Below are 24153 nucleotides of genomic sequence, written 5' to 3'. Positions count from 1 at the left end.
CGAATCGTTCACCGTCTGGTTCGTTGCTTATCGCATCGCGAGGGACCACGCTCGAACTGAGCGAAAGGGGCTCCCATGAACAAGCTCATCGACAAGCTTGGCTCTCTCCAGGGCATCGTGACAGTTCTTACCGGCACTGTGGCCGCATACATTTCTCTCGTTGCCATCGGCAACATCACCGACTTCGACAGCAACCAGGCCTTCGTCCATCACGTGCTCGAAATGGACACCACGTTCAACGATCCGGACGTGATGTGGCGCGCGATCGAGAGCGACACGCTTCAGGACATCGGCTACATCGGCATCATCGCCTTCGAAACGCTGACGGCCCTCGTCTGCATATGGGGCACGGTGCTTCTGATAAAGGCGTTCAAGTCCGGAGCTTGGGGCCACGCCCGCAAGGTCTCCAGCCTCGGCATCCTGATGATGCTGTTCCTGTTCGGCTTCGGGTTCATTGCCGTCGGTGGCGAGTACTTCTCGATGTGGCAGTCGGACACCTGGAACGGTTTGAGTGCGGCGATCCGCAACTTCACGCTGGGTGCGATTCCGCTGATCCTGCTGCAACTACCCAACAAGGCGTGGGACGACGACTGAGCATTCGCGCCTAGAATTGCCCGGTGGCCACGCCCAAAGTCCTTCTCTTCTACGCCTTCGCTCCGTTGGTGGACCCTGAGGCGATCCGCCTCTGGCAGCACACCCTTGCAAGCTCGCTCGGTCTGCGTGGTCGCATCCTGATCTCGTCCCACGGCATCAATGCGACGCTCGGTGGCGATGTCATCGAGATGAAGAAGTACGTACGTGGCACCAGGGCGTACGCGCCCTTCAAGGACATCGACTTCAAGTGGAGTGAGGGTCGTGCACTCAAGGACGGTACGACCGCCGACTTCCCGAGACTGAGCGTCAAGGTGCGAGATGAACTGGTGACGTTCGGTGCGCCCGACGAGATTGAGGTCGGCGATGACGGCATCGTCGGTGGTGGCACCAAACTCACCCCGGCCGAGCTGCACGCGCTGGTCGAGTCGAAGGATGTCGTGTTCTTCGACGGCCGCAACAAGTTCGAGTCCGATGTCGGCCACTTCACCGGCGCCGTTCGCCCTGGCGTCGAGACGACTCGCGAGTTCATTGCGCAGCTCGACAGTGGCGCGTACGACCACCTCAAGGACCAGCCCGTCGTGACCTATTGCACCGGCGGCATCCGCTGCGAAGTACTGACTCCGCTGATGAAGAACCGCGGGTTCCAAGAGGTTTACCAACTAGACGGCGGCATTGCGACATACGGCGAGGCCTACGGTGACGACGGCCTCTGGGAGGGGTCGCTGTACGTGTTCGACGACCGCATCACGATGGACTTCTCCGATCACACTGCGCTGGTTGGCGCCTGCGATCGGTGCGAAACACCGTCGAACCATGTCGCCGACTGCGGCGACGTCTCGTGCGTACGCCAGATGAATCGCTGCGAGTCGTGCTTGGCCGCCGACACGATGTGCGATCAGCACGCCGCGGTGTCAGTGTGACCAACGAGCGCTTCCCGCGCGACATCTACGACGAGGGCAGGGACCCCGATCCGCGATTCTCTCTCGCCAATGAGCGCACGTTCCTCGCTTGGACGCGTACCGCGCTCGCATTGTTGGCGGGTGCAGTGGCAATCCACACTCCCGCAGTCGACCTCGACACTTGGGTCAAGGTCGTGGCGTCTCTGGTCCTGCTGCTGGCTGCCGGAGTCGCCGTAGCTGAGTCGTGGCGGCGCTGGCGGGCGACAGAACGGGCACTTCGGCTGGGGCACCCACTTCCGGGGTTCGGCGGTGCGGCTGTGCTGGTCGTGCTGCTCGGCTCTTTGATCGTCGGTGTGGCGGTCGGGGTCATTGTCGTCGCACTCCGCTGAAAAACTTTGAGGACCGTGTCGAATTGGCTCGACTCCGGTCGACGTAGTGGTGAAGGCTGACCCACAGAGGGCCTGCCACTGACAAGGGAGACATCATGCGATTCCTCAGCTACATCGAGTCCGATCCGGCGCAGCCGTGGGGCCCTCCGCCTCCCGAGCTGTTCGAGGCCATCGGCGCGTTCGGCGAAGAGATGGTCAAGCTCGGCGTCATCGTCGACCAGGGCGGTCTTGCTGACATCGCCACCAGCCCGCACATCCGGCTGGCCGGCGGCAAGATCACGGTCACCGATGGGCCGTTCTCCGAGGCCAAGGAAGTCATCGGTGGTTACGGCATGTACGACGTACGCTCCCGCGAGGAGGCGATCGAGTATTCGCGCCGCTTCATGCAGGTTCACCTCGACACCTGGCCCGAGTTCGAGGGCACCAGTGTCGTCCGCCAGGTCTTCGGCCCCAACGCCGAATCAGATGTAGTTGGCGAGGCCTGACATGAAGTACCTCGTGCTGATCCATCTCGATGAATACGTCACGGAAGCGCCCCCGGAGGCTCTGCTCGACGCGATGGTCGCTCACGTTGCCGACGAGACGCACGCACGCGTCGTCACAGACGCAGGGCTTGCGCCGACGGCGGAGTCGATCCGAGTCGTTCCCCGAGGCGGCAAGATCACCACGATCGATGGTCCGTTCGCCGAGGCCAAGGAGGTCGTCGGCGGCTTCATCATGATCGACGCGCCGACGCGTGAAGACGCGGAGGCTTGGACCCGCGGCTTTGTCGAGCTGCACGTTGCGAACTGGCCGGAAATCCCCGACTCGTTCTTCACCGAGCTGCGACAGGTCGCGGGAAGCCTCAGCGACCCGGAGTGACCAACCGCTGCGGTGGTGGTTGGATCGGTTGTCATGACCGAGCGCAGCGAAGGCACATCTAGGCTGTCATGCCGGTACGGCCGTATCGTGCCTTGCCTAGCGGTCGTGGCGGCATGACCGACTCCGACCTCCACCGCTCGGTCGAGGCCGTCTGGCGGCTGGAGTCGACCAAGCTCGTCGCCGCTCTCGTACGCATCACTCGCGATGTCGGTCTGGCCGAGGATCTCGCGCAGGATGCCCTCGAAGCCGCTCTCTCGCAATGGCCTGAGTCCGGCATACCTGACAACCCCGCCGCCTGGCTGATGGCCGTGGCGAAGCGTCGAGCGATCGACGGCTTCCGCCGTCGCGAACGCCAGGACCGCGCATACGGAGCACTCGCTGAAGGGCAGGAGGACGTCGTGGCTGGCATTGAAACTGCAGTGGACCATGTCGAGGACGACGTCCTGCGGCTCATGTTCATCTGCTGCCACCCGGTGCTCGGCGACGATGCGCGGCGGACCTTGACGCTCCGACTGGTCGCGGGACTGACGACCAGCGAGATCGCTCGGTCGTTCCTCACCAGCGAGGCGACGATCGGCGCTCGCATCACCCGCGCCAAGAAGACGCTTGCTGATGTCGATGCGCCGACCGAGGAGCCCGCCGACAACGAGCGTGCCGAGCGCCTCGAGGCCGTGCTCGCGGTGATCTATCTGCTGTTCAACGAGGGCTACTCGGCCACCGCGGGTGAGGACTGGATGCGTCCCGCGCTGAGTGAGGAAGCCGTACGCCTTGGTCGACTGCTGGTCGGTCTCGTGCCAGATGATCCAGAGGTGCTCGGTTTGCTGGCACTGATGGAGATGCAGCTCTCTCGTACCGCCGCTCGCACCGGGCCCGACGGAACACCGGTGCTCCTGCTCGATCAGGATCGCTCCCGTTGGGACCAGCTACTGATCCGGCGAGGGTTGGCAGCGCTCGAGCGGGCCACGGCTATCGGTGGGTCACCGGGCCCATACGTACTCCAGGGTGAGATCGCTGCGTGCCACGCGCGAGCCCGTGCCGCCGAGGACACCGAGTGGGCACGCATCGCATCGCTGTATGAGTCCTTGGCCGCAATCACCGGCTCGGCTGTCGTCGAGCTCAACCGGGCGGTGGCTGTGTCGATGGCACACGGACCTGACGTCGCTCTCTCCCTGATCGACCAGCTCGCGGAATTGCCAGAGCTGAGTTCGTACCACTTGCTCCCGAGTGTTCGCGGCGATCTGCTGGCGAAACTGGGACGCAGCGAGGAGGCACGCGTCGAGTTCGAGCGGGCTGCCTCGCTCACCCAGAACGAGCAAGAACGCGCGCTGCTGCTTGCCCGCGCGGCAGACTGCTAGACGTGCACCAGATCTCGAAACGCAATGCGAAGTTCCAACAGTGGGAAGCGCTGATCGCCAACCGCAACAAGCGACAGCGTGCGGGGGAGTTCTTGGTGCAGGGCGTGCGGCCGATCAGCCTGGCCATAGAGCATGGCTGGCCCGTACGCGCGCTGCTTCATGACGCCGACCGCGACCTGTCGGACTGGGCATCCGGGATCGTACGGTCGGTAGCCACCGATCACGTGGCGATGTCGAGCGATCTACTGGCCGAGTTGAGCGGCAAGGATGACGGAGTGGCCGAGCTTGTCGCGGTGGTTGAGATGCCGGCCGATGATCTGTCACGCATTTCGGTCGGGCCCAACTTCCTTGGGCTGGTCTTCGATAGGCCGAGCAGCCCGGGCAACATCGGAACGGTGATTCGAGCCGCCGATGCGTTCGGCGCAGGCGCAGTGATCGTCACTGGGCATGCTGCCGATCCGTACGATCCGCGTGCCGTGCGCGCGTCGACCGGATCGCTCTTCGCGTTGCCAGTTGTACGCGAGCGCAGCCACGTCGAAGTCCTCGCTTGGGCTCGGCAGTCAGGGCTGAACGTCGTTGGCACCGACGAGTCGGGCGAAGTCGATATCGCGGCGCACGACCTGACTGGCGCGACCTTGCTGGTGATCGGCAACGAGACCTCAGGCATGAGCGCTGGATGGCGAGAGTCCTGCGATGCAGTCGCCCGCATTCCGATCTCCGGCTCGGCGAGCTCGCTCAACGCGGCCACTGCCGCGACGGTCTTCCTCTACGAAGCGGCCCGCCAGCGCGGCTAGGCGGCCCACTTCCAGGTCGCGAGCACGGACTCGATGGTGTCGGACTGCTCCTCGGGGGTGACGTCGACGCTGAAGGAGAAGGTCACGATGAAGACGATGTCGTCGTGAACCACGCCGTACTGATTGGTGCGGTATTCGACGTCGTTGAAGCTCGTCCTCGCGGTGATGTGGATTGATTTGGCGTCGTCGATCGACTCGGGCGGCAGGACCTCAATCTCCTTCGCGCCGAGCCTCGTCAGTTCCTTCACGCTCTCGTCCTCGAACTGGCCGAGATCGTCAGATGGCGCTTCCCCGACGCGGATCACGTTGATGTTGTCGGCGAACCCGTCCTTGTCGCCGACGTCGGTCGCGACCGAATGGAAGTCGAATCCAGGCGTCTCGCCGCGAGGCTCCTCCCAGCCTTTCGGAAGGCTGTAGGTGTAGTCGTCCGTGGTGACGGTGTCACCCTCTGCAGGCGCCGCCACAGAGGTCGAACTGCTGGAGGGCTTCTTGGATTTCGCATCGGGTTCGCTGCTGCTGCAACCGGCAAGGGTCACGACGGCAAACAGGAACGCAACCAGAGCACGAGAAATCATGCGAGTGAATCTACTGGCACTCGAGGCCAAAGTTTTCTGATCGACCCGGAATACCGAGTGCTTGAGCAAGGTTGATAACATCAGACTCAAGTCTGTTGACTCAAGTCTTGCAACATCACATGCACCACCCCCACAGGAGGAAACACCATGGCCAGAGCGGTCGGAATTGACCTGGGGACGACCAACTCGGTTGTCGCCGTACTCGAAGGTGGCGAGCCCACCGTCATCGCCAACGCCGAGGGCGCGCGCACGACCCCCTCGGTCGTCGCATTCGCCAAGGATGGCGAAGTTCTCGCTGGTGAAGTCGCCAAGCGTCAGGGCGTGACCAACGTTGACCGTACGGTCCGTTCGGTTAAGCGCCACATGGGAACTGACTGGAACGTCGACATCGACGGCAAGTCGTTCAACCCGCAGCAGATCTCTGCTTTCATCCTGCAGAAGCTGAAGCGCGACGCTGAGGCCTACCTCGGCGAGCCGGTCACCGATGCGGTCATCACCGTGCCGGCCTACTTCAACGACCACCAGCGCCAGGCGACCAAGGAAGCCGGCGAGATTGCCGGACTCAACGTCAGCCGCATCATCAACGAGCCCACCGCAGCAGCACTCGCCTATGGACTCGACAAGGCCGATGACCAGACGATCCTCGTGTTCGACCTCGGTGGAGGCACGTTCGACGTGTCGCTGCTCGAGATCGGTGACGGCGTCATCGAGGTCAAGGCCACCAGCGGCGACAACCACCTCGGTGGCGACGACTGGGACGAGAAAGTCATCGACTGGATCGTTGCGAAGTTCAAGAGCGACACCGGTCTCGACCTGACCAAGGACAAGATGGCGATGCCGCGCATCCGCGAGGCTGCTGAGCGCGCCAAGATCGAGCTGTCGTCGAGCCAGTCGACGTCGATCAACCTTCCGTACATCACCGTCGACGCCGAGAAGAACCCCGTGTTCCTCGACCTGACGCTGACCCGTTCGGAGTTCGAGAAGATCACGCACGATCTGCTCGAGCGCACCAGGAAGCCGTTCACCAGCGTCATCAAGGATGCAGGCGTCGCGCTCAGCGCGATCGACCACGTTGTCCTCGTCGGTGGATCGACTCGTATGCCGGCCGTCGCGACGCTCGTCAAGGAGCTGACCGGTGGCAAGGAGCCCAACAAGGGCGTCAACCCTGACGAGGTCGTCGCCATCGGCGCCAGCCTCCAGGCCGGCGTTCTCAAGGGCGAGGTCAAGGACGTTCTGCTCCTCGACGTCACTCCACTGAGCCTCGGTATCGAGACCAAGGGCGGCGTGATGACCAAGCTCATCGAGCGCAACACGACGATCCCGACCAAGCGGTCCGAGGTCTTCACGACGGCCGATGACAACCAGCCGTCCGTGGCGATCCAGGTCTACCAGGGCGAGCGCGAGATGGCGGCTGGCAACCAGCTGCTGGCTACGTTCGAGCTCACCGGCCTGCCGCCGGCTCCGCGTGGTGTGCCGCAGATCGAGGTCACGTTCGACATCGACGCCAACGGCATCGTCAACGTGGGCGCCAAGGACCGCGGCACCGGCAAGGAGCAGTCGATGACGATCACCGGCGGCTCCGCGCTCAGCAAGGACGACATCGACAAGATGGTCAAGGACGCTGAGCAGTACGCCGAAGAGGACAAGGCACGCCGCGAGGCTGTCGAGACCCGCAACCAGGCCGAGTCGCTGTCGCACTCCACCGAGAAGTTCCTCGCGGAGAACGGTGACAAGGTCGGCGACGACCTCAAGGCTGAGGTGCAGGCTGACCTCGATGCTCTCAACGAGGCGCTCAAGGGCGAGGATTCGGACGCCGTTGCGGCTGCCGTTGCCAAGCTCGGTGAGTCCAGCTCCAAGATGGGCGAGGCGATGTACGCCGCGGCCGCGGCTGAGGCCCAGGAGAACGCCCCGACCGGTGACGACGCCGGCAACGATGACGATGACGTCGTCGAGGCCGAGATCGTCGACGAGGACGAAGCTCAGAAGTGACCGAGCCCAACGGCTCGGTCCCCGAGGAGGGCGTGGAGCCGGTTGAGGAAACTCAGCCGGCTCCCGCCCCGCCCGAGCCACCGACGGTGGAGCAGCAGCTCGCCGAACGTACGGCAGATCTGCAGCGCCTCCAGGCCGAGTACGTCAACTACAAGCGACGCGTTGACCGCGACCGTGAGCTCGTACGAGCGCAGGGCGAAACGGCTGTCCTGCAGTCGTTGCTGACCGTGCTCGACGACATCGGTCGTGCCGACGAGCATGGTGAGCTCGAGGGCGGTTTCAAGGCCGTCGCCGACGCGATTCACCAGCTCGCGGCCAAGCATGGCCTCGAGCCGTTCGGTGCCAAGGGCGAAGCGTTCGATCCCTCGGTGCACGAAGCGGTCTTCCATGCCGGCGAGTCCGCTGAGGTCGACACCACGACGATCGACAGCGTGCTGCGTATTGGCTACCGCCACGGTGACCGGGTGCTTCGCCCGGCAACTGTCGGCGTGGTCGAGCCGGCAACCGAAGAACCTGCAGCAGAATCGGCAGCACCGCTGACCGACGAAGCACCCGACGAGTAATTGAGAGGAGGGGTGGAACATGGCAGCCAGTGATTGGTCGACCAAGGACTTCTACAAAGTCCTCGGCGTCAAGAAGGATGCGTCGCAAGACGAGATCAAGAAGGCCTATCGCAAGCTCGCGCGTGACAACCACCCCGACTCCAACCCAGGCAACAAGGCCGCCGAAGATCGCTTCAAGGGCATCTCGGAGGCGTACGCCGTGCTCTCGTCCAAGGACAAGCGCAAGGAGTACGACGACCAGCGCAGCATGTTCGGGCAGTTCAAGGGTGCGGCAGGTGGCTACGGCCAGCCCGGGCCTGGTGGCCAGCCCGACTTCAGCGATCTGTTCGGCGGACTCTTCGGTGGTGGCGGTCGCGGACGCGGCCGGGGTCGCCAGTCGGCCGCTCGCAAGGGCGATGATCTCGAGACCGAGGCATCGATCACCTTCCAGCAAGCTGTCGACGGTGCGACGCTTCCGCTGCGCCTGACCAGCGACGAGCCGTGTCCGACGTGTCATGGCACCGGCGCCAAGCCGGGCACTACCCCCAAGGTGTGCTCGAAGTGCCAAGGCAGCGGCTCGCAGACCGGTACCGCTGGGGGACTTTTCGCGATGACCGAGCCGTGCGACCAGTGCCGCGGTCGCGGTCTCGTTGTCGAGCACTCCTGCGACACGTGCCGTGGCTCAGGCCGCGCGCCGTCGAGCCGCACCTTGCAGGTGAAGGTGCCAGCCGGCGTCAAGGACGGTCAGCGCATTCGCATCAAGGGCAAGGGTGGCAAGGGTGAAGCCGGCGGACCTGCTGGTGACCTCTTCCTCCTCGTCCACGTGCAGGCGCACAAGCTGTTCGGTCGCAAGGGTGACAACCTGACGATCTCGGTTCCGGTCGAGTTCGACGAGGCAGCGCTCGGCGCCGAGATTCAGGTTCCGACTCTCGACGGTCCGCCGGTACGCATCAAGATCCCAGCAGGCACGCCCAACGGTCGTACGTTCCGCGCGACCGGCAAGGGTGGCGTCAAGCGCGCCGGCGGCAAGGGCGACCTGCTCGTCACCGTCGAAGTGCAGGTTCCGGCAACCTTGAGCGATGAAGCCAAGGCTGCGGTCGAGGCGCTCCGCGACTCACGTGGCTCGACCTCGCCGCGTGACGGATTGTTCGAGGGGGCGAAGTGATGGACTCGTCATTCGTCCCGCCGGGACCCGAGGCGAAGGTCTTCGTCATCAGCGTTGCCGCTGAGCTGTCTGGCCTTCACCCGCAGACGTTGCGTACGTACGACCGACTCGAGCTCGTCGTCCCCGGACGTACGGGTGGTGGTGGCCGCCGCTACTCGTTGCGCGACATTGAACTATTGCGCCAGGTCGCCCGGCTCACCGCCGAGGGCCTCGGCCTCGAAGGTGTACGCCGGGTCATCGAGCTTGAGAACCAGGTCGACGCGCTGCGCCAGCGCGTCGCCGAACTCCAGCTCGCATTGGCTGCCGCCGGGCAGGTGCAGAACCTGCCGGTGCCGTTCGCGGGCCAACAGGTCACCGTCTGGGCCAAGCGCCGCCGCTGACTAGGACTCGTCAGCCCACTTGCGTTGCTTGGCGATGAACTTGATCGACTGCTTCTGCGTGAACTTCGGGGCGAGACGCTGCAGCCGGTGCGCAATGCGAGCCTGAACCGGCGCGATCACGATCGCTTCGTTCTTGCTGATCGCCTTCAGCACCTGCTTTGCGAGTTCATACGGATCGACTGGTTTGCGAATGCCCTGCCCCTTGAGGAAATAGTCGCGCCCGCGAACGACGCCGAACTGGCCCTTGTCGAGAATCGGCGTGTTGACGGCTGCAGGGCAAATGGCCGTGACGCCGATCCCGTAAGCCGCAGCTTCAGAGCGAAGGGCGAGTGAGAGACCGACGACTGCATGCTTGGTCATCACGTACGAAGTGAGCAAGCCCGCTGCCATGAGGCCACCCATAGAAGCGGTGTTGACGATGTGACCGCCGCCCTGCTTGATCATCTGCGGGTATGCCGCGGCGACGCCGTGCACGACTCCTCGAATGTTGATGTCGATGATCAGATTCCACTGGTCCAAAGGGAGGTCCTGGGTCTCTCCGAGCAGGCTGATCCCGGCGTTGTTGAACATCAGGTCGAGGCGGCCATGCTCGGCAACAACGGCATCGACGACGGACTGAACCGCGGCCGCATCTGTGACGTCGAGCTCGACGGCGCTTGCTGAGCCGAGCTCGGCAGCCACCTTCTCGGCAGCCGCCAGATCGAGGTCTGCCAGCACCACGGTGGCACCAGCTGCGGTGAGCGCTGTCCCGAGGGCAGCGCCGATACCGGATCCGCCACCGGTGACGATCGCGATCTTGCCGGCGTACGTATCGCGGCTCATCCGAACGCCTTCATGACGTGGCCGTGAATGTCTGGGTATCGCTGCATGTGCGCTCCGCCGTTGATGTCGAGGTTCTCACCGGTGATCCATCGTGAGTCGTCGGAGAGCAGGAACCGGATGGCGGCTGCGATCTCCTCGGGTTCGCCGCTGCGACCGAGAGGCGTGTTGGCGATGTAGTCATCCTTGATGCCGGGGATGTCCATGGCCGGAGCAGTCAGGGGAGTGACGACCAAGCCGGGCGAGACGGCGTTGACCCGGATCTTGCGGCCTGCCAGCTCGAGAGCGGTGACCTGCGTGAGCATTTCAAGGCCCGACTTCGCAGAGCAGTACGCCACCAGGCCGACGCCCGGCTGCCGGGCGTTCAAAGACGACAGGGTCACGAGCGAACCGCCGTCGGCGACGCGCGATCCGGCGTGCTTCAGGACGATGAAGGCGCCCGTGAGACAGATGTCGACCACGCGGCGGAACTCGGCGACATCGTGGTCCACGACCAGGCTCAGCGTGCTGACACCGGCACAGTTCACGACGCCGTCGAATGATCCGTGACGTTCGAGAACGCCGTCGAAGAGTGCCGCGACCGATGCCTCGTCGCTGACGTCAACGGAAGCGCCTTCGCTCGTACCGCCGAGCTCTGCGGCGCGCGCCGTCGCTGCCTCGCCGTCGATGTCGGCGATCACCACGAAGTGGCCATGCGCGAGTAGTTCGCGGGCGGTAGCAAGGCCGATTCCTGATGCCCCGCCAATCACGACTGTGGTCTTGCCCGGCCCGCTCATCTGATCTCCTGACGCTTGTCTGCATGGATTGACACGTGTCAAACGTAGACCTAATGTGGCCTACGTCACCACCGATTGCAAGCCCCCAACTTCAGGAGACTCCATGGTCGGCCCTACAACTGCGGTCATCGGCGCTGGGATCAGCGGCCTCACCGTCGGCAAGATGCTGAGCGACTACGGCGTCCCTTACACATGCTTCGAGTCGTCGGATCGCATCGGCGGCAACTGGGCCTTCGGCAACCCGAACGGGCACAGCAGTGCGTACCGCTCACTCCACATCGACACCTCCAAGGAGCGCCTCTCGTTCCGGGACTTCCCGATGCCGAAGGAGTACCCGGACTTCCCGCACCACACGCAGATCAAGGACTACCTCGAGTTGTACGCCGAGGCCTTCGACCTCAAGGACAACATCGAGTTCACCAACGGTGTTGCCCACGCCAAGCGACTGGAGGGTGGCGGCTGGGAGATCCTCGACCAGGCCGGCAAAACCCGTCATTTCGAGCACCTGGTGGTCGGCAACGGACATCACTGGGATCCCCGCTTCGCTGAGTTCCCGGGCGAGTTCACCGGTGAGTCGATGCACTCGCACCATTACATCGATCCGAAGTCGCCGATCGACTTCTTCGGCCGTCGCATCCTTGTCGTCGGCTTGGGCAACAGCGCAGCCGATATCGCCGTCGAGCTGTCATCGAAGTCGCTGCAGACCCAGGTGACGCTGTCGACGCGTTCTGGCGCGTGGATCGTGCCGAAGTACGTGTACGGCAAGCCGGCCGACACGATGTACCGCACGACGCCGTACCTGCCGCTCGCCTGGCAGCGCAAGGTGATGCAGAAGATGCAGTTCATGAACGGCTCGGACAGCTCGCTGTACGGACTCCCGCAGCCGAACCACAAGTTCTTCGAGGCACACCCGACCCAGTCAGTCGAGCTGCCGCTTCGTCTCGGCTCGGGTGATGTCGTGCCGAAGCCCAACGTCGCGTTCCTCGACGGCAGTACCGTCCACTTCGAGGACGGTACGAGTGCCGACTTCGATGTCATCGTCTACGCGACGGGCTACAACATCACGTTCCCGTTCTTCGATCCTGACTTCATCAGCGCACCCGAGAACCACCTCCCGCTCTACAAGCGCATCTACAAGCCGGGGATCGACGATCTCTCGTTTGTCGGGTTCGCCCAGTCGACGCCAACGCTGTTCCCGTTCGTCGAGTCGCAGGCCCGTCTCGTCGCAGCTCATCTCGCAGGCGAGTACGCGCTCCCGAGCATCAGCGAGATGGAGCAGACCATCAAGACTGACGAGGAGAAGTACATCGGTCACGTGCTCAAGACAGCCCGACACACGCAGCAGGTCGACTACTTCATCTACGAGCACGACATACGTGCCCGCGAGATCCCCGCTGGCCGCCGCCGCGCCAAGCCCGGGGTACGCGCATGACCGAGGGCGCCCCGGAACGGCCAGGTGAAGATGCCTGGAACCGCCTCGTCGACCGCCGTGGACCGAACCGCGGTGACGACCGTCGGGACGCACTGCTCGGAGCCTTCGACCAGCTCCTTCGCGAGCAGTCTCTCGAGGAGATCAACGTCGTCGAGATCTCGAAGCGCGCGGGTGTCACCCGCTCAGCGTTCTACTTCTACTTCGAGTCCAAGGCGATTGCCGTCATGGCCTTGATGCAGGACCTGTATGACGCGGCCGCCGAGGTCAACGAAGTGCTCGTGAAGGCTGAGGGTGAGCCGGAGGAGCGCATCCACTCCGCTCTCAAGATGCTGTTTGACTCTGTCGACGGCAGCCCGCACACCTATCGGGCGTTGCTGGAGGCGCGTGCCGCCAGCCCGACGGTCCGGCAGATGTGGGACGCCGGGCGTGCCGACTTTGCCAGCGTCATCGCCGGCATGATCTCGACCGAGCGTGCGGCCGGGCGCGCATCCGAAGGCCCATCCTCCGAAGCGCTCGCCTCCGTACTGCTCGACCTCAACGACCACGCGTTGGAGCGTCACTCGCTCGGCTCTGGTCCACCCCGTGACGAACACATAGAAGCACTGACGTTCATCTGGCTCCAAAGTATCTACGGAGCCGAGACCAGGAAGAAGCAGCGATGAGCCCCGAGAACCTCACCTTTGAATCCCAGGGGGTCCAGTGCGCGGCGTGGCACTACCCCGCGGCACACGATGAGCTCGCCACCGAAGCCGGTCGCCCGGCTCTCGTAATGGCGCACGGTCTTGCCGGGACCAAGGACTCCGGTCTGTCGCCGTTCGCCGAGGCGTTCGCCGAGGCGGGCCTCGACGTCGTCCTGTTCGACTACCGGGGTTTTGGTGCGAGTGAGGGGATGCCGCGGCAGACTGTCTCACTCGCGGGTCAGGTGGACGACTATCGCGCCGCGCTGACTGCGGCGGCCAAGCTTCCTGGCGTGGATTCGTCCCGGCTGGTCCTCTGGGGCGTGTCTCTTGCGGGCGGCCACGTGTTGTCGGCTGCCGCTGGCCGTCACGACATCGCTGCGGTCGTCGCGTTGATCCCGATGGTTGACGGGATCGCCGCCGGGGTCCACGCGACCAAGGTCCATAAGAAGCGAGAGCTGCTTCGGGCAACCCGACTCGGCATCGCGAGCAAGGTCTCCACTGCCCGCGGGCGTGGTGCGCGCATGATCCCGGTTGTGGCACGGCCCGGAGAGGTCGGCGCATTCACGCTGCCAGGCGCGCTCGACGACTATCTGAGCATCGCGGGACCGACCTGGCTGAACCAGATCGCCGCCGACGTCACGCTTGAGCTCGGCAGTCGTGCGCCAGCCAAGGCTGCTGCGACCCTCACCTGCCCCGTGCTCGTGCAGATCGCAGACTTTGATCAGAGCGCTCCGCCGCACTCCTCGGCGAAGGCGGCGTTCGCTGCCCAGGCCGAGGTCCGGCACTATCCCGGCGACCACTTCGACGTCTTCCCCGGAAAGCCGTTCCACGGTCCAGCGGTCAAGCACGCCGTCAGCTTCCTCGTTCGACACCTCGCTCCTGTTCGCGAAAAGGACCTCGCTCATGGCTGAGACCGTTCAGCAGTTCGTACGCTCGCTCGCTGAGAGCGAGAGCGTCGGTCTCGCGTTCGGGTCTGATTCATGGACGTGGGCCGAGACGGTTGGCGACGCAGCGGCGCGAGCCCGGGTGCTGCGCAGCTGGGCAGATCCGGATCGCCCGCTCCACGTCGGTGTGCTGATGGAGAACACCCCCGAGATGATCCGCGCCCTTCTTGCTGGAGCGATCGGGGCCCACGTCACGGCCGGCATCAACGCGACCCGACGCGGTGAGTCGTTGGCGGCCGACGTACGAAGGGCCGACTGTCAGGTCTTGCTGACGGACACGGAGCACCTCCCGCTGTTGGACGGGCTGGATCTCGGTGGAGCGCGAATCATCGACACCGACAGCGATGAGTGGAGAGAGCTGGTTGCCGAGGCGCCCCGCGACATCGACGGCTTCCCAGAAGTCGGCGTGATGGACACGTTCATGCTGATCTTCACGTCGGGCACCAGCGGTGACCCAAAGGCGGTGCAGGTCAGCAACTTCATGGTCGTGATGTCGGGGAGTGTGCTGGCCGAGAAGTACGCGCTGACACCCGAGGACGTTTGTTACTGCGCCATGCCGCTGTTCCATTCCAACGCGATCATGGCGTCGTTTGCTCCGGCGCTTGCCGGAGGCGCAACGATCGCGCTGGCGCGCAAGTTCAGCGCGACCCAGTTCCTGAAGGACATCCGTCACTTCGGCGCGACGTACATGAACTACGTCGGCAAGCCGCTCGCATACGTCCTGGCCACGCCCGAGCTGCCCGACGACGCAGACAACCCGCTGCGCACGGCCTTCGGCAATGAGGCCTCTGACCGCGATATCGCAGAGTTCGGACGACGCTTCGGCTGCACCGTGTGGGACGGTTTCGGATCGACCGAGACGGCCGTGATCATCACGCGTACCGATGACACTCCGCTCGGCTCGATTGGCCAGCCATTCGAAGGCGTCGCCGTTTACGACCGAGAGACTCGTACTGAGTGCCCGCCCGCGACATTCGACTCGACCGGCGCGGTCACGAACCTCGACGAGTGTGTCGGCGAGCTCGTGAACACCCAAGGCGCAGGTTTCTTCAGCGGCTATTACAACGATGATGCGGCGACCTCGGCCCGACTCGACGGAGGCATGTACTGGTCTGGCGACCTCGGCTATCGGGACGAGGCCGGGTTCATCTACCTGGCCGGGCGGACCGACGACTGGCTTCGCGTCGACGGCGAGAACCTTGCGGCCGCGACGATCGAGGCATTGCTGCTCCGTAACGAAGCCATCAGCCAGGCCTGCGTCTATGCCGTGCCCGATCCGCTTGTCGGCGACCAGCTGATGGCCACTCTGGTGCTGCGCGATGACGCCACGCTGGACGCGGTCGCGTTCGAGAAGTTCCTTGCTGATCAGGCGGACCTCTCGACGAAGGCATGGCCCCGCTACGTACGTCTCGCCACCGAGGTCCCGACGACCGCGACCAACAAGGTGCTGAAGCGCGAGCTGCGCGTACAAGGGACTGACACGACCGATCCGCTCTGGGTGCGGGAAGAGCGCGGCCGGTCCTATTCGAGCGTCTCCTGATGCGGGTCGCTGTCACCGGTGCTGCCGGATTCCTCGGGCTCAACCTGGTCACTGCACTGCTTCGGGATGGCCACGACGTTGTGGCCATCGACCGTGTTCCCGGTGCGCTCCCTGTGGACGTCACCGAGAGCTCGAGCGGCACGATTCGATGGGAGTCGGTCGACATCCTCGACGAGGAGGCAGTGGCTGTCGCGCTCGACGGTGTCGAGATTGTCCACCATCTCGTCGCGGTGATCAGCCTCCGCCAGAAGGATCCACTGGCAGAGCGGGTGAACATCTACGGCGTCGGCTCGGTGGCGCGCGCTGCGCTGCGGGTCGGAGCTCGCCGAATGGTCAACTGTGGCTCGCTGGCGTCGTTCGACTACGAACGCAACGGCACTGTCGACGAGGGTTCGAAGAGGGCGACGGATCCGAGTCTGCCGGTCTATCACCGCTCGAAGTTCCTCGGCGAGGTCGAGCTGCTCAAGGTCGTGGACGCGGGTCTCGACGCGCTTAGCTGCAACCCGACCGGGATCTACGGTCCGATCGACAACCCCGCCAGGCTGTCACGGATGAACCAGGGCCTGCTCGACTCAGCTCTCGGCAAGCTGCCGGCCAGCGTGCCGACCGAGTTCGACATGGTTGACGTGCGCGACGTGGCGGAGGGATTCCTCCTCGCGGCCGACAAGGGCCTCACGGGCCACAACTACCTGCTCGGCGGGCGTCGCCACAATCTGTTCGATGCGCAGGTGCTCGCCGCCGAGCTCACTGGCCAGCGCGGACCGCGCATCAAAATCCCGATCGGGGCCTTACGCGCGATTGCACCCTTGGTTGACCCGATCACCCGGAGGTTCGGCTCGGAGTCGTTCGCGCCAGCCGCTCTCGAGAATCTCGCGATGAGTCCGATCGTCGATCGCTCCAAAGCCGTTGCGCAGCTGGGGTACGAGCCGCGTCCGACCGAAGAAACGATCCGTGACCTGGTGGCATTCTTCGAGGCAGAAGGACTCCTGGACGGGTCGCGATGAACGGCCAACGGTTCCCTGAGCTGGGTTGCTACGGGCTTGCGGGACACTCCGCGACGCCTCGCGATCTGATCGACGAGGCCCGGTTGGCGGAGGAGCTGGGGATCGGCTCGATGTTCTTGTCAGAGCGGTTCGCGACCAAGGACGCCGGCGTGCTGGCGGGTGCAGCCATCGCGGCCACCACCACACTCGGGATCGGCACAGCGGCGACCAACCACAACACCCGCCACCCGCTCATCACCGCGACGATGGCTGCCACCGCGCACCGGATGTCTGGTGGCCGGTATGCCTTCGGGCTCGGCCGTGGGTTCGGGATGCTGTTCGACCTGATGGGCGTCCCGCAGGTCACGAGTGCTCAGATCGAGGACTCGATCGGGATCTACCGGCGTCTCTGGCACGGTGAAGCAGTAGCCGGTCATGACGGACCTGCGGGCCAGTTCCCGTACCTGAACCAGGACTCGTCCTTCGACGAAGACATCCCGGTGATGCTGGTTGCGATTGGGGACAAGACGCTCGAGCTGGCTGGCCGCGTTGCTGATGCCGTGGTTCTGCATACGTTCCTGAGCGACGAGACTCTTGCTCGCTCGGTGGCGACCATTCGAGGCAGCGCAGAGCGCGCCGGTCGTGATCCCGCCTCCGTACGGGTCTGGTCTGTGCTCGCGACGGTGGAGGACTCGATCCCGGAAGAGGCGCGGCTCCGTAAGCTCGTGGGTCGGCTCGCCACATACATGCAGGGCTACGGCGGCGTCCTGGTCGACGCGAACCGGTGGGATCAAGCCGATCTGGAACGCTTCCGCAACGATCCGCTGGTGCAGGGGTATCCGGGTGCGTTCGATGCGATCGGAACCGTCGAGGAGCTCACATACTTGCGCGATGAGGTCCTGCCGGCACACTGGCTCGCTGCCTCTGGAACGGGAAATGCGGAGACGTGCGCCAACCGGGTGCTCGACCAGTTCGATGCGGGTGCCGACAGTGTGATCCTGCATGGCGCAACACCTTCGGAACTTGCTCCGGTCGTAGAGGCCTGGGCTGCGATTCGCCCTGCGATTCGCCCTGCGGATCGCTTTGCCGGCCTGCCCACCAACCCGGGCCTGACATGACCACGATCATTGAGTCGCCCGACGAGCTGAGCACGTCGTGGCTGAGTGGGGCACTCGGCCTCGAGGTCACCGCATACGAGGTGGTTGCGGTCGGCACGGGCCAGATGGGCTCGTGCCATCGGATCACGCTTCAGGGTGACCCGGCTCTGCCATCAAGCGTCCTGCTGAAGCTGCCGTCTGGAGACTCTGGCACGCGCCAGATGGTTGCCGGCGCGTACAGGGGCGAGATCCGTTTCTACACCGAACTGCTGAGCACCGTGGACATCCGCACTCCGCAATGCCTGATGGCGACATCGGTCGACGACGACGGGCGATTCTCGATGCTCCTCGAGGACATGGCGCCGGCTGAGCAGGGCGATCAGATCGCAGGATGTACGCCCGAACAGGCGCGCGACGCAGCGGTGAACCTTGCTGGTTTGCACGGTCCTCGGTGGAACGACCCGACCCTGAACGACCTGGGCTGGATCACCCTGTCGGGACCCGACGACGCGAGCCTGCTGGCATCGGTTCATGGTCCGGCGACCGATACGTTCCTCGACCAACTTGGCGACGCGATCTCCGCCGAGACCCGCGAGACGTTGCTCGGCTGCGTCGAGGTGTCAGAGGCGTGGTCGCTTGGACGGCAGGCCGAACGGTTCGGGATCGTCCACGGTGACTATCGGCTAGACAATCTGCTGTTCGCGGCGGCGGGGAGTGATGGGCCTCCCGTCACGGCCATCGATTGGCAGACGCTGAGTCTGGGCCTACCGGTTCGCGACCTCGCCTACCTGGTTGGCACCGGACTTACGATTGACGATCGGCGAGCCCACGAACGGTCGATCGTTGCGGCCTATCACCAGGCGTTGTTGGCATACGGCGTCAGCGACTATCCGTTCGAGACGTGTTGGGACGACTACCGCTTCGCCATGCTCCAGGGACCACTGGTCAGCGTGTTCGGGTGCGCGTACGGCGCCCGCACGGAGCGTGGTGACGCCATGTTCGCGGCGATGGTCGAGCGAGCCTGCACGGCGATGCGAGATCTTGGCACGTTCGACCTCATTCAGGAAGCCGACGACCCCTCTCACCGATAGATTGGCGGCACGCGATTCAAGCCAAAGGGGATACTTGATGGGCAGGTTCCAACGATCCGTTGGACTGGTGATCCTTGGGCTCGCGCTCGGCGGTGCCACACTGCTGTGGTTCGCGGTCGCCGCCTCCGAACCGGAGTCGGGCGACAAGCCGAGGGACGGCGTGCTCTTCGGTCTCTGGCGTGTCGCGTATGACACGGAGGCCCCGTCGACGCGGGTGGTCCTGGCCGCATGTGGACTGGCGCTCCTCTTCGCGGCAGGTGTGGCAGTGATCGAGCGCCGCATTGCCAATCGCGCTCGCCGATCCGAGAACCAAGGAGCCATGCCGCTGGCTCCAAAGATCGTGATGGCCGAGACCTTCGGTGTCTATGCAGGACCAGTCACGGTCACCGTGCTCGTTCCGGCACACAACGAAGAATTGTTGATCCAAGCGACACTCGACTCATTGCTGGCGCAGTCACATCGACCCGAGCGGATCATCGTGGTCGCCGACAACTGCACCGACTCCACCATTGAGATCGCGCGTGCAACCGGCGTCGATGTGGTCGAGTCGGTCGGCAACACCGACAAGAAGGCCGGCGCGCTCAACCAAGTGCTCAAGACGCTGTTGCCAGGGCAGGGCGACAACGACGTCGTGATGATCATGGATGCGGACACGACTCTTGACGACGGCTTCCTCGAGGACGTGGTTCGTCGCATGACGGCGGACCGCGGACTGATGGCCGTCGGAGGCCTCTTCTACGGCGAAGAGGGCAGCGGAATGTTGGGCCAGTTCCAACGCAACGAATACATCCGTTACGCGCGCGAGCTGCGGCGCAGGCGGGGACGGGTCTTCGTCCTGACTGGAACCGCGTCGGTCTTCCGGCCGCGGGCACTCGCGACGGTCGCTGCGAGCCGCGGTGAGCGTATCCCTGGAACCCATGGACAGGTCTACGACACCGCAGCGCTGACTGAGGACAACGAGCTGACCATTGCGTTGAAGTCCCTCGGCGCGCTGATGATTTCCCCCGAGCAGTGCACGGTGGTCACTGAGGTGATGCCGACCTGGAAGGCGCTGTGGGTCCAACGCCTGCGCTGGCAGCGCGGTGCCCTCGAGAACCTCGGTGCCTACGGAGTGACCCGGCAGACGCTGCGCTACTGGTTGCAGCAGCTCGGCATCGGCTACGGAGTGATTGCGCTGAGCACCTACTTCGTCCTGATCTTCCTGATGGTCGTGTCTCTGGACAGCTGGGTGTGGTTCCCGTTCTGGCTGGGAATCGGGCTTGTGTTCATTCTCGAACGAGTGGTTACGGTGTGGCGCGGAGGTTGGTCTGCCCGAATACTCGGCCTGACGCTCTTCCCCGAGCTGATTTTCGCTGTGTTCCTCAACGTGGTCTACGTCAAGGGAATCTTCGACATCGCGTTCAGGCGCCAGGCGGCCTGGCAAGCCGAGGCAAAAGCTATTCCCGGGCGACACCTGAAGAGGGTCGGTGAAGAAGCATGAGCTTGCCGACTGGTCTGCTGTTCTCTGAATCGACACTGCACACCGACGCGTTCGCTGTGTTGGCGGCCTTCGTCGCCATCAACACGGTCATGTACATGGCCCTTTCGGTCTCGAAGATGCTGCCCAAGATCTACGTCAGCGACTGGATCAAGCGTGCCAACCGTCGTTCCCAGACCCGCAGCATCCACCCGGACCCTCCGAAGATCTGACGTCATGCTCGGCGCAATGTGGCCGTGACATTGGGGCGATAGGTTGGAGCTCCGTTCACTCCGAGCTTGGATGGTCCCGTGTTCCAGAAGATCCTGGTGGCCAATCGCGGCGAGATCGCGATCCGTGCATTCCGCGCCGCACATGAGCTCGGTGCGCGAACTGTCGCCGTCTTCCCGGTCGAGGACCGTGGCTCGGAGCACCGCGTACGTGCCGATGAGGCGTACGAGATTGGCGAGGCGGGGCACCCCGTCCGCGCCTACTTGGATCCGCAGGCGATCGTCGAGACGGCCGTCAAAGCCGGTGCCGACGCGATCTATCCCGGCTATGGCTTCCTGTCGGAGAACCCGGACCTCGCCGAAGCGTGTGAGAACGCTGGCATCGCGTTCGTCGGTCCTGCCAAGGAAGTGCTGGAGCTCACCGGCAACAAGGCTCGTGCGATCGCTGCCGCCAAGGCCGCCGGGGTGCCGACGCTCAACTCGGTCGATCCGTCCGCGGACGTCGACGAACTCATGTCGGCTTCGGACACCCTCAACTACCCGTTGTTCGTCAAGGCCGTCGCCGGCGGCGGTGGTCGCGGTATGCGCCGCGTCGACGATCCCGCAATCCTGCGCGAGTCGATCGAAGCCGCGATGCGTGAGGCGGATGGCGCGTTCGGCGATCCGACCTGCTTCATCGAAGAAGCCGTCGTCGACGCCCGGCACATCGAGGTCCAGATCCTCGCCGACCAGCAGGGCAATGTCGTCCACCTCCGCGAACGCGACTGCTCAGTGCAGCGTCGCCATCAGAAGGTCGTCGAGATCGCGCCCGCTCCCGATCTCGACCGCGACATTCGCAAAGCGATGTGCGCCGACGCCGTACGGTTCGCCGAGTCGATCAACTACTCGTGCGCTGGCACCGTTGAGTTCCTACTCGGCAAGGACGGCCGGTACGTCTTCATCGAGATGAATCCGCGCATCCAGGTCGAGCACACCGTGACCGAGGAAGTCACCAACGTCGATCTCGTGCAGGCTCAAATGCGCATCGCTGCTGGTGAGACGCTCGCGGATCTCGAGCTCGACGTGCAGGAGAACATCAAGGCCCGCGGTTTCGCCCTACAGTGCCGCATCACGACTGAGGATCCGTCGAACGGATTCCGGCCTGATACCGGCCAGATCACGTCTTACCGGTCGCCGGGCGGACCGGGCGTACGACTGGACGGCGGCACGGTCTACACAGGTGCCACGATCAGCGCGCACTTTGACTCGATGCTCTCCAAGCTGACCTGTCGCGGCCGAGACTTCGCAACAGCCGTTGGCCGGGCGGAGCGGGCGCTGGGCGAGTTCCACGTGGGCGGCGTCTCGACCAACATCACGTTCCTCAAGGGTGTGCTGGCCAATGAGGACTTCCGCAACGGCGGCGTGACGACGACCTTCATCGACGAGCATCCCGAGCTGCTCGATGCGCAGGTTACGACCGATCCGGCCGACAAGATCCTGTCCTGGCTCGCCGATGTGACGGTCAACAAGCCGCACGGCAAATCGCCGACCAAGGTCTTCCCGGGCTCCAAGCTCCCGAAGATCGATCTCGCGGCGTCGCCTCCGGACGGGTCGCGGCAGCTGTTGACCGAGCTCGGTCCCGAGGGGTTCGCGGCTGCACTTCGTGAGCGCGAAACCGTCGGTGTCACCGACACAACTTTCCGTGACGCGCACCAGTCGCTGCTCGCGACCCGCGTACGCACGCACGACCTCGTGGCCGTTGCTCCTCACGTGGCGCGGATGATTCCGCAGCTGTTGTCGATCGAAGCGTGGGGTGGGGCGACGTACGACGTGGCGCTGCGGTTCCTCAAGGAAGATCCTTGGGAACGCCTCGCGGCGATGAGGGAAGCGGCACCCAATATCTGCCTGCAGATGCTGCTGCGTGGACGCAACACCGTCGGTTACACGCCCTACCCGACGGAGGTCACCTACGCGTTCGTCGAAGAGGCGGCGGAGACCGGCATCGACATCTTCCGCATCTTCGATGCACTCAACGACGTCGACCAGATGCGGCCGGCGATCGAAGCCGTACGCGAGACCGGGACGACCATCGCGGAGGTCGCGCTCTGCTACACCGGCGATCTGTCCAACCCGGCCGAGAAGCTCTACACACTCGACTACTACCTGCGCCTCTCCGACAGCATTGTCGAAGCCGGCGCCCACGTGCTCGCGATCAAGGACATGGCAGGACTGCTGCGGGCTCCCGCAGCTCGTACGCTCGTGACCGCGTTGCGGGAGCGCTTCGACCTGCCAGTCCACCTGCATACGCACGACACAGCTGGTGGTCAGCTCGCGACACTGCTCGCCGCGATCGAGTCAGGTGTCGACGCGGTCGACGTCGCCTCGGCCGCGCTGGCCGGGACCACGAGCCAGCCGTCTATGTCAGCGCTGGTCGCCGCCACTGACTACTCGCCGCGTGAGACCGGCCTCGACATCGACGCAATCAATGCACTCGAGCCCTACTGGGAAGCCGTACGCCGCGTCTACGCGCCATTCGAGTCCGGGTTGCCGGCACCGACGGGTCGCGTCTACCGCCACGAGATCCCGGGCGGTCAGCTCTCCAACCTCCGTCAGCAGGCCATCGCCCTGGGACTCGGCGAGAAGTTCGAGCAGATCGAGGACATGTACGCCGCCGCGAACGACATTCTGGGCAACATCGTCAAGGTGACGCCGTCGTCGAAGGTGGTCGGCGACCTCGCGCTTCACCTCGTCGCAGTGGGCGCCGATCCCAAGGCGTTTGCCGACGATCCCGCGTCCTTCGACATCCCCGAGTCCGTCATCGGCTTCCTGTCCGGTGAGTTGGGCGATCCGCCCGGTGGCTGGCCCGAGCCGTTCCGCACCAAGGCGCTCGAGGGCCGCAAGACCAAGGTGCGCGTCACCGAGCTCGACGACGCCGATCGCGACGGACTCAAAGTCGACCGTCGCCATACGCTCAACCGTCTGCTGTTCCCCGGTCCGACGAATGACTTCGACACGGCTCGTCAGCAGTACGGCGACCTGTCGGTCGTGCCGACCAGAGCCTTCTTCTATGGGCTGCGCACCGACAAGGAGACCGAGGTCGAGATCTCCGAGGGCAACTTGTTGCTGTTCGGCGTCGAAGCCATCGGCGAGGCGGACGAGCGCGGCATTCGCAATGTGCTCGGCACTATCAATGGCCAGCTGCGTCCGATCGAGGTGCGTGACCGGTCGGTCGACTCCAAGGTCGCCTCGTCGGAGAAGGCAGACACCTCGAACGTCCAGCACATCGCCGTACCGTTCGCCGGCGTTGTCAGCCCGTCAGTGGCCGAGGGCGACAAGATCGAAGCCGGGCAGACCGTCGCCACGATCGAGGCGATGAAGATGGAAGCCGCAATCACCGCTCCCAAGGCCGGAACCGTTGCGCGACTCGTCATCACCGACACCCGTCAGGCCGAAGGCGGAGATCTGCTTCTCGTCCTTGGATGAGCGTCGGGGACAAACTGGGTGGGTTCCCGGAGTCGCACATTGCCGTCGCTGTGCCATGCTGAAAGCGCGTAGTCAGTCCGCGGCGGTAGGCCGCGACGAT

The 24153-nt window shown here is 64.5% G+C and carries 24 protein-coding genes; 21 read left to right on the top strand and 3 right to left on the bottom strand.

Features of this window, described 5'->3' with window-relative positions; genetic code table 11:
• Window positions 1-75 precede the first annotated feature (75 nt).
• The 7 genes from J2X11_RS00195 (at window position 76) to J2X11_RS00165 (ending at window position 4892) form a co-directional block, all read left to right on the top strand.
• A complete protein-coding gene (locus J2X11_RS00195) occupies window positions 76-594 on the top strand; it encodes a DUF2165 domain-containing protein (RefSeq protein WP_309965064.1) in 519 nt (172 codons plus the stop codon).
• Window positions 595-617: 23 nt separating this feature from the next.
• Window positions 618-1514 carry an oxygen-dependent tRNA uridine(34) hydroxylase TrhO gene (gene trhO, locus J2X11_RS00190; RefSeq protein WP_309965062.1) on the top strand — a complete coding sequence of 299 codons (897 nt, stop codon included), beginning with the start codon at window positions 618-620 and terminating at the stop codon, window positions 1512-1514.
• Window positions 1511-1882: a YidH family protein gene (locus J2X11_RS00185; RefSeq protein WP_309965057.1), complete on the top strand. Its 372-nt coding sequence runs from the start codon at window positions 1511-1513 to the stop codon at window positions 1880-1882. Before trhO ends, J2X11_RS00185 begins: the two co-directional genes overlap by 4 nt.
• Before the next feature lie 95 nt (window positions 1883-1977).
• Window positions 1978-2367, top strand: coding sequence for a YciI family protein (locus J2X11_RS00180; protein ID WP_309965054.1), 390 nt, complete (start codon window positions 1978-1980; stop codon window positions 2365-2367).
• 1 nt (window position 2368) lies between these two features.
• Window positions 2369-2743 carry a YciI family protein gene (locus J2X11_RS00175; protein ID WP_309965052.1) on the top strand — a complete coding sequence of 125 codons (375 nt, stop codon included), beginning with the start codon at window positions 2369-2371 and terminating at the stop codon, window positions 2741-2743.
• A gap of 113 nt (window positions 2744-2856) precedes the next feature.
• Window positions 2857-4098, top strand: coding sequence for an RNA polymerase sigma factor (locus J2X11_RS00170; RefSeq protein WP_309965049.1), 1242 nt, complete (start codon window positions 2857-2859; stop codon window positions 4096-4098).
• 2 nt (window positions 4099-4100) lie between these two features.
• Window positions 4101-4892 (top strand): TrmH family RNA methyltransferase, encoded by a 792-nt coding sequence (locus J2X11_RS00165; RefSeq protein ID WP_309965046.1) that lies wholly within the window; start codon window positions 4101-4103, stop codon window positions 4890-4892.
• Here J2X11_RS00165 and J2X11_RS00160 read toward each other — a convergent pair.
• Window positions 4889-5467 carry a hypothetical protein gene (locus J2X11_RS00160; RefSeq protein ID WP_309965043.1) on the bottom strand — a complete coding sequence of 193 codons (579 nt, stop codon included), beginning with the start codon at window positions 5465-5467 and terminating at the stop codon, window positions 4889-4891. The genes J2X11_RS00165 and J2X11_RS00160 overlap by 4 nt on opposite strands.
• Before the next feature lie 147 nt (window positions 5468-5614).
• Between J2X11_RS00160 and dnaK the strand changes: the two genes are divergently transcribed.
• From dnaK to J2X11_RS00140, 4 genes are read left to right on the top strand one after another with little or no spacing between them, the layout of a single operon-like run.
• A complete protein-coding gene (gene dnaK, locus J2X11_RS00155; RefSeq protein ID WP_309965040.1) occupies window positions 5615-7456 on the top strand; it encodes a molecular chaperone DnaK in 1842 nt (613 codons plus the stop codon).
• Window positions 7453-8019, top strand: a complete 567-nt coding sequence (gene grpE, locus J2X11_RS00150; protein WP_309965037.1) for a nucleotide exchange factor GrpE — start codon at window positions 7453-7455, stop codon at window positions 8017-8019. Before dnaK ends, grpE begins: the two co-directional genes overlap by 4 nt.
• Before the next feature lie 19 nt (window positions 8020-8038).
• Window positions 8039-9163 (top strand): molecular chaperone DnaJ, encoded by a 1125-nt coding sequence (gene dnaJ / locus J2X11_RS00145; protein ID WP_309965034.1) that lies wholly within the window; start codon window positions 8039-8041, stop codon window positions 9161-9163.
• Window positions 9163-9543, top strand: coding sequence for a heat shock protein transcriptional repressor HspR (locus J2X11_RS00140; protein ID WP_309965031.1), 381 nt, complete (start codon window positions 9163-9165; stop codon window positions 9541-9543). Before dnaJ ends, J2X11_RS00140 begins: the two co-directional genes overlap by 1 nt.
• Here J2X11_RS00140 and J2X11_RS00135 read toward each other — a convergent pair whose 3' ends face one another.
• Window positions 9544-10365 (bottom strand): SDR family oxidoreductase, encoded by an 822-nt coding sequence (locus J2X11_RS00135; RefSeq protein WP_309965029.1) that lies wholly within the window; start codon window positions 10363-10365, stop codon window positions 9544-9546. It abuts the gene before it with no gap.
• A complete protein-coding gene (locus tag J2X11_RS00130) occupies window positions 10362-11138 on the bottom strand; it encodes an SDR family NAD(P)-dependent oxidoreductase (RefSeq protein WP_309965026.1) in 777 nt (258 codons plus the stop codon). The genes J2X11_RS00135 and J2X11_RS00130 overlap by 4 nt, the downstream gene beginning before the upstream one ends.
• Before the next feature lie 103 nt (window positions 11139-11241).
• Between J2X11_RS00130 and J2X11_RS00125 the strand changes: the two genes are divergently transcribed.
• The 10 genes from J2X11_RS00125 to J2X11_RS00080 all read left to right on the top strand — a co-directional run bounded on the left by J2X11_RS00125 (window position 11242) and on the right by J2X11_RS00080 (window position 24053).
• Complete coding sequence (locus tag J2X11_RS00125) at window positions 11242-12570, top strand: flavin-containing monooxygenase (RefSeq protein ID WP_309965024.1); 1329 nt, start codon at window positions 11242-11244, stop codon at window positions 12568-12570.
• Window positions 12567-13232 (top strand): TetR/AcrR family transcriptional regulator, encoded by a 666-nt coding sequence (locus J2X11_RS00120; RefSeq protein WP_309965021.1) that lies wholly within the window; start codon window positions 12567-12569, stop codon window positions 13230-13232. Before J2X11_RS00125 ends, J2X11_RS00120 begins: the two co-directional genes overlap by 4 nt.
• Window positions 13229-14161 carry an alpha/beta hydrolase gene (locus J2X11_RS00115; protein WP_309965018.1) on the top strand — a complete coding sequence of 311 codons (933 nt, stop codon included), beginning with the start codon at window positions 13229-13231 and terminating at the stop codon, window positions 14159-14161. Before J2X11_RS00120 ends, J2X11_RS00115 begins: the two co-directional genes overlap by 4 nt.
• Window positions 14154-15734 carry a fatty-acid--CoA ligase FadD1 gene (gene fadD1, locus J2X11_RS00110; protein WP_309965015.1) on the top strand — a complete coding sequence of 527 codons (1581 nt, stop codon included), beginning with the start codon at window positions 14154-14156 and terminating at the stop codon, window positions 15732-15734. The genes J2X11_RS00115 and fadD1 overlap by 8 nt, the downstream gene beginning before the upstream one ends.
• On the top strand, window positions 15734-16738 hold the full coding sequence (locus J2X11_RS00105) for an NAD-dependent epimerase/dehydratase family protein (RefSeq protein ID WP_309965013.1): 1005 nt from the start codon (window positions 15734-15736) through the stop codon (window positions 16736-16738). Before fadD1 ends, J2X11_RS00105 begins: the two co-directional genes overlap by 1 nt.
• On the top strand, window positions 16735-17835 hold the full coding sequence (locus J2X11_RS00100; protein WP_309965010.1) for a TIGR03857 family LLM class F420-dependent oxidoreductase: 1101 nt from the start codon (window positions 16735-16737) through the stop codon (window positions 17833-17835). Before J2X11_RS00105 ends, J2X11_RS00100 begins: the two co-directional genes overlap by 4 nt.
• Complete coding sequence (locus J2X11_RS00095) at window positions 17832-18905, top strand: phosphotransferase family protein (RefSeq protein WP_309965007.1); 1074 nt, start codon at window positions 17832-17834, stop codon at window positions 18903-18905. Before J2X11_RS00100 ends, J2X11_RS00095 begins: the two co-directional genes overlap by 4 nt.
• Window positions 18906-18942: 37 nt before the next feature.
• On the top strand, window positions 18943-20385 hold the full coding sequence (locus tag J2X11_RS00090) for a glycosyltransferase family 2 protein (protein WP_309965004.1): 1443 nt from the start codon (window positions 18943-18945) through the stop codon (window positions 20383-20385).
• Window positions 20382-20594: a hypothetical protein gene (locus tag J2X11_RS00085; protein ID WP_309965001.1), complete on the top strand. Its 213-nt coding sequence runs from the start codon at window positions 20382-20384 to the stop codon at window positions 20592-20594. The genes J2X11_RS00090 and J2X11_RS00085 overlap by 4 nt, the downstream gene beginning before the upstream one ends.
• 78 nt (window positions 20595-20672) lie before the next feature.
• Window positions 20673-24053 (top strand): pyruvate carboxylase, encoded by a 3381-nt coding sequence (locus tag J2X11_RS00080; protein ID WP_309964997.1) that lies wholly within the window; start codon window positions 20673-20675, stop codon window positions 24051-24053.
• Window positions 24054-24153 lie beyond the last annotated feature (100 nt).

The organism is Aeromicrobium panaciterrae (genome assembly GCF_031457275.1).
GTDB lineage: Bacteria > Actinomycetota > Actinomycetes > Propionibacteriales > Nocardioidaceae > Aeromicrobium > Aeromicrobium panaciterrae_A.
Note: the sequence above shows the minus strand (reverse complement) of the source record. Positions and strands in the feature narration are given on the sequence as shown.

Excerpts from the sequence above, each read along its gene's own strand:
- J2X11_RS00115 (WP_309965018.1), top strand. The coding sequence starts at position 13,229 with ATGAGCCCCGAGAACCTCACCTTTGAATCCCAGGGGGTCCAGTGCGCG.
- J2X11_RS00160 (WP_309965043.1), bottom strand. The coding sequence starts at position 5,467 with ATGATTTCTCGTGCTCTGGTTGCGTTCCTGTTTGCCGTCGTGACCCTT.
- dnaJ (WP_309965034.1), top strand. The coding sequence starts at position 8,039 with ATGGCAGCCAGTGATTGGTCGACCAAGGACTTCTACAAAGTCCTCGGC.
- J2X11_RS00135 (WP_309965029.1), bottom strand. The coding sequence starts at position 10,365 with ATGAGCCGCGATACGTACGCCGGCAAGATCGCGATCGTCACCGGTGGC.
- J2X11_RS00105 (WP_309965013.1), top strand. The coding sequence starts at position 15,734 with ATGCGGGTCGCTGTCACCGGTGCTGCCGGATTCCTCGGGCTCAACCTG.
- J2X11_RS00090 (WP_309965004.1), top strand. The coding sequence starts at position 18,943 with ATGGGCAGGTTCCAACGATCCGTTGGACTGGTGATCCTTGGGCTCGCG.
- J2X11_RS00085 (WP_309965001.1), top strand. The coding sequence starts at position 20,382 with ATGAGCTTGCCGACTGGTCTGCTGTTCTCTGAATCGACACTGCACACC.
- dnaK (WP_309965040.1), top strand. The coding sequence starts at position 5,615 with ATGGCCAGAGCGGTCGGAATTGACCTGGGGACGACCAACTCGGTTGTC.
- J2X11_RS00175 (WP_309965052.1), top strand. The coding sequence starts at position 2,369 with ATGAAGTACCTCGTGCTGATCCATCTCGATGAATACGTCACGGAAGCG.
- J2X11_RS00180 (WP_309965054.1), top strand. The coding sequence starts at position 1,978 with ATGCGATTCCTCAGCTACATCGAGTCCGATCCGGCGCAGCCGTGGGGC.
- J2X11_RS00095 (WP_309965007.1), top strand. The coding sequence starts at position 17,832 with ATGACCACGATCATTGAGTCGCCCGACGAGCTGAGCACGTCGTGGCTG.
- J2X11_RS00120 (WP_309965021.1), top strand. The coding sequence starts at position 12,567 with ATGACCGAGGGCGCCCCGGAACGGCCAGGTGAAGATGCCTGGAACCGC.
- J2X11_RS00100 (WP_309965010.1), top strand. The coding sequence starts at position 16,735 with ATGAACGGCCAACGGTTCCCTGAGCTGGGTTGCTACGGGCTTGCGGGA.
- J2X11_RS00140 (WP_309965031.1), top strand. The coding sequence starts at position 9,163 with ATGGACTCGTCATTCGTCCCGCCGGGACCCGAGGCGAAGGTCTTCGTC.
- J2X11_RS00125 (WP_309965024.1), top strand. The coding sequence starts at position 11,242 with ATGGTCGGCCCTACAACTGCGGTCATCGGCGCTGGGATCAGCGGCCTC.
- fadD1 (WP_309965015.1), top strand. The coding sequence starts at position 14,154 with ATGGCTGAGACCGTTCAGCAGTTCGTACGCTCGCTCGCTGAGAGCGAG.
- J2X11_RS00195 (WP_309965064.1), top strand. The coding sequence starts at position 76 with ATGAACAAGCTCATCGACAAGCTTGGCTCTCTCCAGGGCATCGTGACA.
- J2X11_RS00130 (WP_309965026.1), bottom strand. The coding sequence starts at position 11,138 with ATGAGCGGGCCGGGCAAGACCACAGTCGTGATTGGCGGGGCATCAGGA.
- J2X11_RS00170 (WP_309965049.1), top strand. The coding sequence starts at position 2,857 with ATGACCGACTCCGACCTCCACCGCTCGGTCGAGGCCGTCTGGCGGCTG.